The 13,105-nt window shown below is 65.5% G+C and carries 13 protein-coding genes and 1 pseudogene; 8 read left to right on the forward strand and 6 right to left on the reverse strand.

Translation table 11 applies throughout. From position 1 onward, the window contains the following. Window positions 1–29 precede the first annotated feature (29 nt). Window positions 30–707: a histidine phosphatase family protein gene (locus OUO20_RS16775; RefSeq protein ID WP_268002210.1), complete on the forward strand. Its 678-nt coding sequence runs from the start codon at window positions 30–32 to the stop codon at window positions 705–707. Here OUO20_RS16775 and OUO20_RS16780 read toward each other — a convergent pair. The 3 genes from OUO20_RS16780 to OUO20_RS16790 form a co-directional block, all read right to left on the reverse strand. Further along, window positions 704–1,696 (reverse strand): serine/threonine-protein kinase, encoded by a 993-nt coding sequence (locus OUO20_RS16780; RefSeq protein ID WP_268002211.1) that lies wholly within the window; start codon window positions 1,694–1,696, stop codon window positions 704–706. The two genes, OUO20_RS16775 and OUO20_RS16780, sit on opposite strands and share 4 nt — an antisense overlap. Continuing rightward, window positions 1,693–2,007, reverse strand: a complete 315-nt coding sequence (locus tag OUO20_RS16785; protein WP_268002212.1) for a hypothetical protein — start codon at window positions 2,005–2,007, stop codon at window positions 1,693–1,695. The genes OUO20_RS16780 and OUO20_RS16785 overlap by 4 nt, the downstream gene beginning before the upstream one ends. A 76-nt stretch (window positions 2,008–2,083) precedes the next feature. Further along, a complete protein-coding gene (locus OUO20_RS16790) occupies window positions 2,084–2,599 on the reverse strand; it encodes a MarR family winged helix-turn-helix transcriptional regulator (RefSeq protein WP_043425008.1) in 516 nt (171 codons plus the stop codon). Between the two features lie 156 nt (window positions 2,600–2,755). Here OUO20_RS16790 and OUO20_RS16795 point away from each other — a divergent pair, with 156 nt between their 5' ends. The 5 genes and pseudogenes from OUO20_RS16795 to OUO20_RS16815 all read left to right on the forward strand — a co-directional run bounded on the left by OUO20_RS16795 (window position 2,756) and on the right by OUO20_RS16815 (window position 7,942). Next, entirely contained in the window at window positions 2,756–3,259 is a 504-nt protein-coding gene (locus tag OUO20_RS16795) for a GNAT family N-acetyltransferase (RefSeq protein WP_268002213.1), read from the forward strand. 77 nt (window positions 3,260–3,336) lie between these two features. Continuing rightward, the gene (locus OUO20_RS16800) at window positions 3,337–3,771 is read left to right on the forward strand and encodes an acyl-CoA thioesterase (protein ID WP_018769770.1); all 435 of its coding nucleotides are present in this window, start codon (window positions 3,337–3,339) and stop codon (window positions 3,769–3,771) included. Window positions 3,772–3,939: 168 nt separating this feature from the next. Next, window positions 3,940–5,015: pseudogene (locus tag OUO20_RS16805) on the forward strand (extracellular solute-binding protein). A 45-nt stretch (window positions 5,016–5,060) separates the two neighbouring features. Continuing rightward, window positions 5,061–6,125, forward strand: a complete 1,065-nt coding sequence (locus tag OUO20_RS16810; protein WP_018769772.1) for an ABC transporter ATP-binding protein — start codon at window positions 5,061–5,063, stop codon at window positions 6,123–6,125. Beyond that, window positions 6,122–7,942: an ABC transporter permease gene (locus OUO20_RS16815; protein ID WP_268002215.1), complete on the forward strand. Its 1,821-nt coding sequence runs from the start codon at window positions 6,122–6,124 to the stop codon at window positions 7,940–7,942. The genes OUO20_RS16810 and OUO20_RS16815 overlap by 4 nt, the downstream gene beginning before the upstream one ends. A gap of 1 nt (window position 7,943) precedes the next feature. On the opposite strand, the gene OUO20_RS16820 is transcribed toward OUO20_RS16815, so the two are convergent. Further along, window positions 7,944–8,999 carry an FAD-dependent monooxygenase gene (locus OUO20_RS16820; protein ID WP_268002216.1) on the reverse strand — a complete coding sequence of 352 codons (1,056 nt, stop codon included), beginning with the start codon at window positions 8,997–8,999 and terminating at the stop codon, window positions 7,944–7,946. Window positions 9,000–9,056: 57 nt separating this feature from the next. On the opposite strand from OUO20_RS16820, the gene OUO20_RS16825 reads away from it, so the two are divergent. Beyond that, on the forward strand, window positions 9,057–9,596 hold the full coding sequence (locus OUO20_RS16825; protein WP_223993116.1) for a TetR/AcrR family transcriptional regulator: 540 nt from the start codon (window positions 9,057–9,059) through the stop codon (window positions 9,594–9,596). A gap of 40 nt (window positions 9,597–9,636) precedes the next feature. On the opposite strand, the gene OUO20_RS16830 is transcribed toward OUO20_RS16825, so the two are convergent. Further along, the gene (locus tag OUO20_RS16830) at window positions 9,637–10,824 is read right to left on the reverse strand and encodes a 4-hydroxybenzoate 3-monooxygenase (RefSeq protein WP_268002217.1); all 1,188 of its coding nucleotides are present in this window, start codon (window positions 10,822–10,824) and stop codon (window positions 9,637–9,639) included. Between the two features lie 113 nt (window positions 10,825–10,937). Next, window positions 10,938–11,681: an IclR family transcriptional regulator gene (locus OUO20_RS16835; protein WP_268003456.1), complete on the reverse strand. Its 744-nt coding sequence runs from the start codon at window positions 11,679–11,681 to the stop codon at window positions 10,938–10,940. Window positions 11,682–11,896: 215 nt separating this feature from the next. Between OUO20_RS16835 and OUO20_RS16840 the strand changes: the two genes are divergently transcribed. After that, entirely contained in the window at window positions 11,897–13,066 is a 1,170-nt protein-coding gene (locus OUO20_RS16840; protein WP_018769778.1) for an MFS transporter, read from the forward strand. Window positions 13,067–13,105: the final 39 nt, after the last annotated feature.

The following is a 13,105-nucleotide window of genomic DNA, read 5'->3' on the forward strand; positions in this document are numbered from 1 at the left end:
GCAGCATTCCGGAGTGCGAAACTGGGATCATGAAGTTGCTCCTGATCCGCCACGGCGAAACCCCCGGCAACGTGCTGGGCCAGCTTGATACCGGCCATCCCGGCCCTGGGCTGACCGAACTGGGCGAGCGCCAGGCGGAGGCCATGGCGCGGGCCCTGGCCAACGAACGCATCGGGGCCCTCTACGCCTCAACGCTGATCAGGACCCAGATCACCGCCGCCCCGCTGGCGCGGCTGCAGACCCTCGATGTCGAAGTGCTGGAAGGGCTGCACGAAATCGAGGCCGGATCGCTGGAGAAGCTCACCGACCACGAATCCCACAAGCGCTACATGGGGACGGTCATCTCCTGGGCCGCCGGGGACCTGGATCTCCGCATGCCGGCGGGTCCGGACGGCCACGCCTTCTTCGAACGGTTTGACGGTGCCATCGCCCGGGTGGTGGAGCGGGCCGAACATCACCAGCACGGCACCGTTGCGGTCGTCAGCCATGGTGCAGCCATCCGCACGTGGGCCGGGTTGCGGGCCGACGGCGTTGACCACGAGTTCGCCGCCCGCCATGTCCTTGCCAATACCGGGATCGTGGCGTTGGAGGGCGACCTGCGTACCGGCTGGAACCTGATCCATTGGGACGGCAGCCCGGTGGGCGGCCTCGCCCTGGCGGACCCGACCGCCGAGGACCCGACAGGGCGGGACGCGGGCGCCCCCTAGACCTGCTGCCGGTGGCGCCGGGGAGAGAAGATGCGCATTGCCTTGCACGGGACGGCACCCGGCTCCACGCGCTGACTTACACGGCTGCGCTGGTCGTCCCCGCCGGGCCGGCTGTCTTGGGCCTGCACCGGGGCCGCGGGGATCAGCCGAGCTGCCATCGCCGCGGCGCTTGCCGCCGTCGGCCGTTCGATGGGATCCATGGCTGTCAGGGACCGCAGCAGGATGGCCCATTCACCGAGGTGGTCCGGAACATCCGGTGACCGCAGGGTCCTGGCCACAAGGGATTCGATGGCGGTGCCCGGAAACGCCTTGGAGCCGGTGAGAAGCTCCAGCAGGACCAGGCCCATGGCGTACACATCCCAGGAGGGGTCAGCAGTGCCGCCGGAGGCCTGCTCGGGGCTCATGTAATGCACGGTGCCGGAGGAAATTCCGGGCTCGGGAGCCGACCCCGCCGCGGCGGCGATTCCAAAATCGATGATCCGGACCGGACTCCTGCGCAGCCCGCTCAGCATCAGGTTGGCAGGCTTGATGTCCCGGTGCACAAGCCCGCTGGAGTGAAGGTGCGCCAGTGCACGGAAGAAACCCTGTGCCCAGAGTGCAACATCCCCGGGCCCCGAATTCTGCAGCCGGATGGTTTCGGCCAGGCTCGCGCCCAACGCAAGTTCCTCCACCAGGAAGGGGCGCCCGGAATGGCGCCCGCCGTCGGGCATGACGCCCTGGGCCAGCAGCCGCACGATGGACGGGTGGTTGAGCCCCGCCAGCACGCTTGCTTCATTGCGGATGCGCTGGTGCTGCTTCCGGCCGTTGACTGCCGCGATCTTGACTGCGGCATCAGGACCGCCCTCCAGGTCAACCGCACGGAAGACTTCGGCAGCGGACCCGCGGCCCAGGCGTTCCCTGAGCTGGTAGCGCCCGGCAATGAGACCGTCCGGGCCAGGTTTCTGCGGGCTGAGCGGCAGTACAGGCGCTGCCGTCCCGGCGATGCTCATGCTGAAAGGGCAGCGGAGGTGTGCGTGGCGCGGACATCGGCCGGCTGCCAGGCATCCAGCTGGAATCCGCAGGCGCAGCGCCACACGGGCGGAAGCTCCGTACCCCCTGCGTCGGCCGGCGTGAAGGTGTAGCTGGCGCGGTGCCATCCCACAGCCGGCGTCACGAGCTGCATGGCGGCACCACAGTGGACTGCCGGATCTCCCTGCGGCGCAGTGGTGCCGTCCAAGGTGGATTCCAGCAGGTGGCTTGTCAGGACCGCCCCGGCCAAGCGGGGTTCAGGCGGTGAAACTTCGGTGAAAGTAACCAACACACTCACGACTCCGTTGGGAAGCAACTTTGGGAACAATCGTAAGCTTACATATAACTAGTTGATCTAGCTAGTCCACCTAGTGAATTTTCTGGTCCTTGCCTTCGGGCGCCTGGAGCGCGTCTGTCATCCGCTGGAGGAAATCGACCACGACCCGGGCCTCTTCCGCGGTCAGGCCTTCCGCCACCTGCATCATGCGCCGGTGCATGGCGCCGAGCGTCTCGCGGACCTCCTTGTCCGATTCAACGGTGGGGATGACCACCACGGACCGGCGGTCCGAGGGATGCGCCTCGCGGCGAACGTGGCCGCTGGCCACCAGCCGGTCGATCAGCGAGGTTGTGGAAGCGCTAGTAATATTGAGGAACTGACTCAGGTCCTTGGGGACAACCTGCTTGCCTGAGGCCTGCACACGCAGCAGATACCGCAGCGCGAGAATGTCGGTTTCCCCCATGCCCATGGAGTCCCTGGTGGTGCGGCGGATTTCGGTTTCGGCCGCGCGGTAGTCGCGGAGCGACTTCAGCACCGCAGCACTGTAGTCCAGCTGCCCGTCGGGCCCGTACCAGTAGCCGGATCCCTCGTTGCCCATAGAAGCCATGGATTTATTTTAGACCAGCTGGTAACTAGGCTGCCAAGTAACCTGCCCAGCCGCGTCAACATCCGCGTTATCCAGGTGCTTACCGCCAGGAAACACCTGTGTAACTCCCCGCGCCTAGCCTTATCAGGCATACCCCTCCGGCGAATCGAGGCAGATATGCAGACCAACCCCAGGCTGAACATCCGGCAGGTCCCCTGGTCCAACCCCGTGGGCGCCGACCTCCGCCGCGCCCAGCAGGCCGAACTTGACGCCCGCTTTGGCCGACCCGACCACGAACCCGGCCCGCCGCCGTCGGGCGCCGACTGTGCGGTGTTCCTGGTGGCGTACGACAAGGGTTCGGGGCAGCCTGTGGGCTGCGGGGGGCTGCGGCTCCTGGACGGATCGACGGCGGAAATCAAGCGCCTCTACGTACTGCCGTACACGCGGGGATCCGGGGTGGCCAGCTCCATCCTGGCGGCCCTGGAAGCGGAGGCCTTCAGGCAGGGCATTACCCGCATCAAGGCAGAGGCGGGGTCCGCGCAGCCGGACGGCCGGAACTTCTACGAGAATTCGGGATTCGAGGCCATCCCGAACTTCGGGCCCTACATCGGGGTGGAACACTCGTACTGCTACGCCAAGAGCATCAATGCCCGCAGCGCGGCGCAAACCGCCATGGCCTAGCAGTAGAGCCTGTGGCGCCGGTGCCGGCGCGCCGTCACACTGGAAGGGCGCACCGCCCCGTCGGCTAATCTCAGCCTATGGAAACAGCGGACATCACCTTCCGGACCCGCAAGTGGGTGCGGCCCGAGGACCTCAACGCCAACGGGACGCTCTTCGGCGGCAGCCTGCTGAAATGGATTGACGAAGAGGCCGCCATCTATGCCATCCTCCAGCTGGGAAACGGCCGCGCCGTCACCAAGTACATTTCGGAGATCAACTTCGTCAGCTCGGCCGTCCAGGGCGACCTCATCGAGATGGGCCTCACGGCCACCCGGTTTGGCCGGACCTCCCTCACCATGCGCGCCGAGGTCCGCAACATGATCACGCGGCAAAGCATCCTCACCATCGAGGAGATCGTGTTCGTGAACCTGAACCAGGACGGCAAGCCCGAGCCGCACGGCTACACGGAGATCACCTACGACCGGGACCGGATTCCCACGCACCACCTCAGCGGTACCACGGTCAAGGACTAACGTTCGCCCCCGGTTCACGCCGCGGGCCCCCAGAGTTTCCCCATCTGGTCCAAAGTGGACAGCCGGGCTGTTTATCGAATCGATAGGTATAACAGCCCGGTTTTTGTCATGCGCGGCTATAGGCTGTGCGGACATGCTCCGATTCCAGTCCAGAAATGAGTCCTGATCGTGCGTAAATTGCAGACTTTGGTTGCCGCCGCCGTCGCCGTCACCCTCCTCGCCGGATGCGGTGGTGGATCGAACCCACCAACTTCAACGGGGAAGCTTCCAAAGCTCCGCAAGGTGCGTCCGGGGACACCCTGGTTGTCTACACCAACTCCAACGGTGAAGGCCGGGGTGACTGGCTGGCCGCCAAGGCGGCCGAGGCCGGATTCAAGATTGAGATCGTGGGGGCCGGCGGCGCTGATGCCACCAATAAACTCATTGCCGAGAAGAACAACCCGATCGCGGACGTCGCATTCGGCTTGAACAACATGTACTTCTCGCAGATCAAGAACGAGGGCGCATTGGAGGCCTATCAGCCGGCGTGGGCAGGTGACGTAGACAAGGGACTCGGTGACGGCGAGACGTACTGGCCCCTCGTGAAGCAGGCGATCCTCCTTGGCTACAACTCTGACAAGTTCGCCAAGGATGCAGCACCGAAGGACTGGACTGACCTGTGGGCCAAGGATGAGTTCAAGAGCCGCTATGAAAGGGTCACCGGCCTGGGCACCGCCACAGCCCAGCTGGTCTTTGCCGGCATCCTCTCGCGCTACCGGGACGACTCAGGGGATTTGGGAATCTCCGATGACGGTTGGAAGCAGGTTGAGCAGTACTTCAAGAACGGAAGTCCCGCCGTGGCGAAAACCGACCTGTTCGCCCGCATCGCATCCGGTGAAGTGGACATGGGGCAGATGCCGTCCTCGATCATTGCCGATCGCGAAAAGTCCTTCAAGGTGAACGTCGACACGGTGATCCCTGCGGTTGGCGTCCCGCTGGCGGTAGAGCAGATCGCGCTGGTGAAGGGGACCAAGAAAAAGGACCAGGCGCAGAAGTTCATCGACTGGTTTGGCAGCGCCGAGGTCCAAGGCGAGTTCGCCCAGAAGTTCAACTCCATGCCGGTCAACAAGGGCGCCCAGGCAAAGGCCAATCCCGAGGTGGTGGGCTTCTTCGCGGATCTTAAGCAGCAGGACATCGACTGGGACTTCGTCCAGAAGAACATGGGTGCCTGGGTGGAGAAGATCGAGCTCGAGTACATGACGTAACCGTCCTGCCAGTCACCGTTCCGCTTTCCATCAGACAGGTATGCCATGATCCGCTTGGAAAACATCGAAGTTACCTTTGGCGATTTCACCGCCATTCCGCAGCTGGACCTGCATGTGCGCCCCGGCGAGTTCTTCACCCTCCTGGGGCCCTCGGGCTGTGGAAAGACGACGGCGCTGCGCACCTTGGCCGGCTTCATCCAGCCGGCCAAGGGTACGGTCCGGGTGGATGGGAAGGACGTGACCCGGCTTCCCAGCGACAAGCGGCAGGTGGGGATGGTGTTCCAGAATTACGCCCTGTTCCCCAGCATGAGCGTGTGGGAAAACATCGCCTTCGGGCTCCGTGTCCGGAAAGAAAAACCTGCCGAGAGCGACCGACTTGTGCGGGATATCGCGCGGCGCGTTGAGCTCAGTGATGAGCAGCTGGCGAAGAACGTGGCGGAGCTGTCCGGTGGCCAGCAGCAGCGCGTTGCCGTGGCCCGCGCCCTGGTGCTGCGGCCCAAGATCCTGCTGCTGGATGAGCCGCTGTCGAATCTCGATGCCAAGCTCCGCCACCAGCTGCGCCAGCAGCTCAAGGACCTGCAGAGTGAATTTGGCATCACCACCGTCTATGTCACTCACGACCAGGATGAGGCACTCGCCATGAGTGACCGCGTCGCGGTGTTCAACAAGGGCGTCATCGAGCAAGTGGGGACACCCCAGGACATCTATGACCATGCCGCCACGGAGTTCGTCTGTAACTTCATCGGCGACAGCTCAACCCTGACTCCGGACTTTGTCTCCGAGGTGAACCAACTTTCGGGGGCCGGCCTCAGCACCGACGCCAGATCCTACCTCCGCGTGGAAAAGGCTTCACTGGACCGGCCCTCCGGCGGAGGCACCGCCGTCGGGCTTCCGGCCACTGTGGTCTCCCGCACCTATCATGGCCTCCACAGCCGCTACGTTGTGCGCAGCCACGGCGCGGACATCCGCCTCCTTGTCAGGGAGAACGGAGGCACGCACCCGGAGGCGGGCACGAACACCACCGTCTATGTCCAGCCTGAACACATCCTCCAGTACCATCCGGAAACCGGTGCGTCGCTGCGCCGGGACCGGGCAGTTGCCCTGCCATGAGCGCCAACGCCACTGTGCGCAGCATGGGCCGTTCACCCTTCGTCCTGGTGGTGGGCGTCGTCCTCACCTGGTTCATCACCGCGTTTTTGGTCTGGCCCAACGTCAATATCCTGATTGCCACCTTCTTTCCTGACGGCAGCTTCTCGGGGCGCGCCGCGGAGAAGCTGTTCTCGTCGCAGCGGGCCATGAAGGCACTCGGCAACAGCTTCCTCCTGGCCGTGGCCCTTTCCGTCACCGTCAACCTGGTGGGGGTCTTCATCGTCCTGGTGACGCACTATTTCCGGATCCGCGGCTCGCGCATCCTCTTCCTTGGCTACGCATCCACCTTCATCTATGGCGGCATCGTGCTGGCTGCGGGATACAAATTCATTTATGGGGACAAGGGCATCGTCACCTCGCTGCTGGTCAAGCTGATCCCCGGAATGGACCCGGGATGGTTCTCCGGGTTTTTCGCCGTCCTGGTGGTCATGACCTTTGCCACCACCACCAACCACATGCTCTTCGTGGCCAACGCACTCAAGGGGATCGACTACCAAACCATCGAGGCCGCCCGGAACCTTGGCGCATCCCCCTGGACGATTCTTCGGCGCATCGTCCTGCCAATGCTCAAGCCCACGCTGTTCGCCGTCACCATCCTGTCGTTCCTGACCGGTCTGGGGGCTTTGAGCGCACCGCAGGTGCTGGGCGGCCGCGAATTCCAGACCATTACCCCGATGATCCTGACCTTCACCAACAGCCCCACGTCCAGGGACCTGGCAGCGCTGCTGGCAGTGATCCTGGGCCTGGCCACCATGCTGATGCTCGCCGTCATGTCCCGGCTTGAGAAGGGCGGCACCTACTTCTCGGTGTCCAAGGTGTCCTCCGAGCTGCAGAAGCAGGACATCACCAACCCCGCAGCCAACATGGCCGTCCACGCCGTGGCATATCTCCTCTTTGCCATCTACACGCTCCCGGTGGCCCTGATCGTGCTCTACTCGTTTGCCGACGGCGCGGCCATCCAGACGGGGCAGCTGTCGCCGGCCAACCTCACGCTGGACAACTACGTGCGCGTCCTCACCCAGCAGTCCGGGCTCCGTCCATTTGTCGTCAGTGTTGTGTACAGCGCCTTGGCGGCCGTTATTGCCGTCGGCGGACTGCTCTTCGTGGCCCGGCTGCTGCAGAAATACAAAAACTGGGTGGCCTCGGCCTTCGAGTACCTGCTGCACATTCCCTGGATCCTGCCGTCTGCGCTGCTGGCTTTGGGCCTGATCGTCAGCTACGACCACCCCAGCCCGCTGGTGGGCGGTGCCGTGCTCACCGGAACAACGGTGATCCTGCTCATCGCATTCGTCACGGTGAAGATTCCGTTCACCCTCCGGATGCTCAAAGCGTCCTTTGCCTCCGTGAATTCATCGCTGGAGGAGGCTGCATCCATCATGGGCGCCAAGACGCTGTACGTCTTTCGGCGCATCCTCCTGCCGTTGGTACTCCCGGCGGCAGCAGCCATAACCGCCCTGAACTTCAACAGCCTGTTGGACGACTATGACACAGCCATCTTCCTGGCCCACCCTCTGGTACAGCCGCTGGGCCTGGTGATCAAGGCCAACACCGATGGCGCAGAAGGCACCGAGGGTATTGCCAACACGTTCGTCTACACGGTGCTCCTCATGATCATCACCGGCGTGACGATGTACCTGGTCTACGGCAGGTCGGGGCGGAGGCGGACCAGGAAACGACTGCCCGCGGTACCGCCCGTCCAGCAGGCTCCTGGAGGACTCCCCGGCGCCCAGGCCCCGGGCGGGGACGACGCAACACGGCCTGCCGCGGCCGTGCGCTGAATCACCTGCCGGAACTGCTGCCGACGGCGGCGCGTTTGTTGCGCCGCCGGGCCAGGTTGAGCAGGCCGTCACGCAGCGGCTGGCCGCGTTCGGTGAGCGCGACGCGGCCCAGCGCCGAGGACGCCAGGCTCACCGCGCGGGTCCGGAACCTCCGCTGCCGGTCGTAGGCGCGCAGTGCCTGGTCTTCGGGCAGCGTGTTAAGCAGGTCCGCAAGTGTCACCGCGTCAACCAGCGACTCGCAGGCGCCGCGGCCAAGTGTGGGCATCATGGCATGGGCCGCATCACCGATGAGCGCAATCCTGCCACTGACGTAGGAGCCCAGGCGCGGAACCGTCCACAGGCGCTGGACCAGGCATTCCTCCGGCGTGGCTGCAGCAAGGGCGCGCCGGATGGCAGGTGCGTGGCCCGCATAGCGCTCCCTGGCCTGTTCCAGCGCTGACGGAACGTCGATCCCGTAGGGGCCAAGTCCGGACCGGTAACTGGCGTACCAGAAGGACCCGCCCCGGGCGGCGGCCATGCCGAACAGGTCCCCGCGGCCCCAGTACTCGCCCACCTCGTCCGGGGCAACTGGAGTAGGCAGGGTCCCGCGGAGGGCGAGGTAGGGCGTCAGACGTGCGTCCGCGCCGGGACGCCAGGCCGTGCTGCGGACAACGCTGTGGACGCCATCGGCGCCAACCACCAGTCCCCCGTCCGCGGGCAGCCCCCGTATCTGGCTGGTGGCCCGGCGGACGCTCCCCGGGACGGCCGTGTCCAGGAGCCGCAGCAGGTCGGTCCGGGAAATGCCGAACATTTCCCCGGCATCGACCGTAACCCAGGGCTCCCCCTGGGCGTTACGTACCGACCCGCTCCCGAGCACCGGGCTCACCGCCCGCGCTTGGTCCAGTATCCCCAGCCGGGCCAGGGCGCGTTGGGCGTTGGGCCACATCCCGAGAGCGTTGCCGACGGCGGGCAGTTCCGGACGCTTCTCGTACACCGTCACGTGGAAGCGGTTGGGGTCCAACGCCGCCGCGAGGGCAAGCCCGGAGATGCCGCCGCCCACGATGGTGATCGTCTCCATACGCAGGATTCTACTACTTTTGTAGTGAATTGAAAGGAGTCCCACTAGACTGTGGCCATGCGCGACAGACGTACCCAGCTCCTTGATGCCGCGCTGTCCGTGGTGGCAAACAAGGGGCTGAAAGGCCTCACGCACCGGGCCGTGGATGCCGCCGCCGACGTGTCCGAAGGCACGACGTCAAACTATTACCGCAACCGGTCAGCACTGGTGGAAGGCGTCCTGGACCGTTTGCTGCAGCTGGACGCAGAGCTCCTGCAGCACGTTGGCCCGGCCGGTCCCCCACGGGACGTCGACCAGCTGGCCGGGCAACTGGCCGCGATGGTTCTCGCGCTGGCCCGGCAGCATGCCGGCCTCACCAGGGCCCGGCTGGCCCTGTCCCTGGACCATCCGGAGGCGGTGACCGGCGGGCACCACCTGCTGGTGGGCAGGCTGGAACAGGCTCTTGCAACCCTGGGGGTGGCTGACGCAGCAGCACGCGCCCGGGATATCGCGGACTACGGCGACGGGGTGCTGTTGCACCTGCTTACCGTCAGGCGCGACGAGCAGCCTGACGCTGCCGCCATCGCGGCGGCCGTCCGGCGACTGGCAGGCCCCTGAACCCACCCCGGCCGACCGCCGTCGTCCTTCTCCCGCGGCTTTAGGCGCCGCCGGGCCAGCCCGTGTAGGCCTCGGCCAGGTAGGCCATGCCGTGGCGGGAGGAGACCACCGAGTTCAGCTCGCCGAGCTGGCGGGCGCGGGAGAAATCGTCCGCGTCGGCGGGGGTGTGCAGCATGGTGGTCATCCAGTACGAGAACTGCTGCGCCTTCCAGACACGCTCCAGGGCCCGGTCGCTGTAGGTTTCCAGCAGGCGGCCGGAACCGGAGTTGTAGTGGCTGTCCAGCCCCTCGAAGAGGACCTTGACGTCGTTGATGGCAAGGTTCAGGCCCTTGGCACCGGTGGGCGGCACGGTGTGCGCGGCGTCGCCGGCGAGGAAGAGGTTGCCGTGGCGCACGGGGGTGTGGACGAAGCTGCGGAACGGCAGCACCATCTTTTCCAGGACGGGCCCTTCCTTGAGCTCGAAGCCGTTGCCGTTGACGCGGCTCCGGAATTCGGCCCAGATCCTCTCGTCGTCCCAGTCGGCCACGTTCTCCTTGGGGTCGCACTGGAAATACATCCGCTGGACTGTCTCCGTGCGCTGGCTGATCAGGGCGAATCCGTTGGCCGAGTTGGCGTAGATCAGTTCATCGGAGCTGCGCGGGGCCTCGGCCAGGATGCCGAACCAGGCGAAGGGGTACTCGTGGAAGTACCACTTGCGGCGGGCTTCCGGGATCTGGAACCGGCAGTGGCTGCGGGAGCCGTCGGCACCCACCAGGAAATCCGCCTGGATCTCGAACTCAACGCCTTCGGAGTCGGTAAACCGGACTTTCGGGCTGCCTTCCAGGTCGTGGACAGTGGTGTCGGTGACGCTGTAGCGGACGTCGCCGCCGTCGTCCTTCCTCCGCGCGGCGAGGTCCAGGAAGACGTCCGTCTGCGGGTACAGCCAGACGGACTCGCCCACGAGGTCCTTGAAGTCGATGCGGTGGCTCTCGCCGTTGAACCGCAGTTCGATGCCATCGTGCCGGTCGCCCTCGCGCAGCACACGGTCCGAGACACCGCTGTCCACCAGCAGGTTGACCGTCCCGTGCTCCAGGATGCCGGCGCGGACGGTGTGGGCGATCTCCTCGTGGCTGCGGACCTCGATGACCGTTGACTCGATGCCTGCCTTCGCCAGGAGATGGGACAGCATCAGCCCTGCCGGGCCGCCTCCCATGATGGCCACCTGGGTGGTGATGGTTTTTCGTGCCATGACTGCGTCTCGCTTCGTTGCGGGTCCCGCCACGGGCGGCACCGGATCGGTTTGTCTGCCATCAGTGTGGGGGAAGCCGGGTGACCGGCGTTACAGAAATTCCGTTGAATGGTTCAGGCGTCCGCAAGTTGCCGGGCAATGCCCCGGGCGGCGGTTTGCAGTGCCGGAACCAGTGCCTGCAGGCGCATCTCCTGCAGGGGCACCACGACGCCCAGTGAGGCTACGGCCCGCTGCCGGCGGTCCAGCACGGGCACCGCGATCCCCCAGGTGCCCGCATCCACCACGCCTTTCAGTTGCGCAAAGCCCTGATGGGCGGTCTCTGCCAGCAGCGCCCGGACGTCGGCCGGAGCCAGCCTTCCTTCGGGATCGGTGAACTGGCCCAGGTACTCCTGCTGCATGGCCTTGTCCTGGTGGGCCATCAGCGCCAGTCCAGCGGACGAGATATGGATGGGCATCCTGCCCGCTACCTGCGCCCGGTTGGCCACCGAGCCCCGGCGGGACAGCCGTTCCACAAAGAGCGCCTCCCAGCCATCCAGCACCGCGAGGTTCACGTTTTGGTTCAGGACCTGCTGGATGTCCTCCATAAAGGGCATGGCTGCCTGCCGGAGCGCCAGCGCCGGCGAGGCACGGTTCACCAGTTCCCACAGCCTGAGTCCAGGCCGCACCATCCCGCCGGGAGCAGTCTCCAGCAGTCCGTGACCTGCCAGCTGGCCCACCAGCCGGTGGGTGGTGGTCAGCGGAAGGCCTGCCCGCCCGGCAAGGTCAGACAACTGGAGGGCATTGACGTCCTGGGGAAACGCGGAGATCAGCCGCACGATCCGGTCCACCACGGAGTCGCCGGACGGGGAGTTGGCCAGCGTGAACACCTGCTTCCGTTGAATGGGAAAAGTTGTCCCAGATTACACCCGATAGTGATACAAACCTCACTGGGGATGTGGGCAATGCTGCCCACCCATTACCGGCAAAGCAGACTGCCGCTCAAAACTCCTGGAAGATACACCGAGGTATTTCTATGTCATTTGCGCCATCCCAGCACCGTTCCAAGTGGCCAGTCTGGCTTTGCTGGCTGGCTATGGTTCTTGACGGTTTTGACCTGGTGGTTTTGGGCACCGTCATTCCCACACTGATCAAGACCCATGAGCTTGGCTTCGACGCGGTGGGTGCCACCTTGGCCGCCACAATTTCACTGGTGGGCGTTGGCGCCGGTGCCCTGTTCATCGCCCCGCTGTCCGACCGCTTTGGCCGGCGCCGCCTCCTGGTGGCCTGCGTCCTGTGGTTTTCGATCTTCACCATCGCCGTGGTGTTCGCACCCAACGTGGCGGTGTTCTGCGCCTTCCGGCTTCTTGCCGGGCTGGGACTGGGCGCCTGCCTCCCGGCCGCCCTGGCCTACATGAACGACTACGCTCCGGCAGGTACCGCCGGAAAGTCGACCACCCGGACCATGACCGGCTACCACGCCGGCGCTGTGGCCACGGCCTTCCTTGCCCTGCTGCTGATCCCGGACTGGCGGATGATGTTCATCGTGGGCGGGCTGGCAGGCTTCGCCCTGGCACCCTTCCTGTGGTTCAAGCTCCCCGAAACCCTTCCCCCGGCGGCGGCAGGAACAGAACCTGCCGCAGCCCGCACGGGCTTCCGGGACCTGGCACGGAAGCCTTACCCCTTGGTGGCGCTGGCCATCGCGGCCGCGTCCTTCATGGGGTTGCTCCTGGTCTACGGCCTGAACACCTGGCTTCCGCAGCTGATGGCCGGCGCCGGGTACACCGTCAGCACCGGCCTGGTTCTCCTGCTGGTCCTCAACGTAGGGGCCGTGGTGGGCCTGGTGATCGCGGGGATCCTGGCCGACAAACACGGCACCAAGCGTGTGGTGCTGCTGTGGTTCGGACTCTCCGCGGTTTTCCTGGCTGTCCTGAGCGTCAAGATCCAGAATGAACTGCTGCTCAACGCGGCAGTCTTTGTCACCGGCGTGTTCGTCTTCAGCGCACAGGTCCTGGTTTACGCATGGGTCAGCCAGCTGTTCCCGGCAACCCTCCGTGCTACAGCCCTCGGCTTCGCCGCCGGGGTGGGCCGGCTCGGCGCGATCATGGGCCCCGCCGTCACCGGCACGCTGGTCGCTGCCAACATCGCCTACCCCTGGGGCTTCTACGTCTTTGCGGCCGCTGCCGCGATTGCCGTGGTAGCGCTGGTGACGGTGCCGCACACCATCGCTGCGGTCCGGGAAGCATCAGCCGCGGAACGTCCGTAACGGGTCACCACCCGCCCCTGCCCCTGGTGTTGCAGGGGC

It is taken from the genome of Arthrobacter sp. FX8 (assembly GCF_026723805.1).
Lineage (GTDB): Bacteria > Actinomycetota > Actinomycetes > Actinomycetales > Micrococcaceae > Arthrobacter.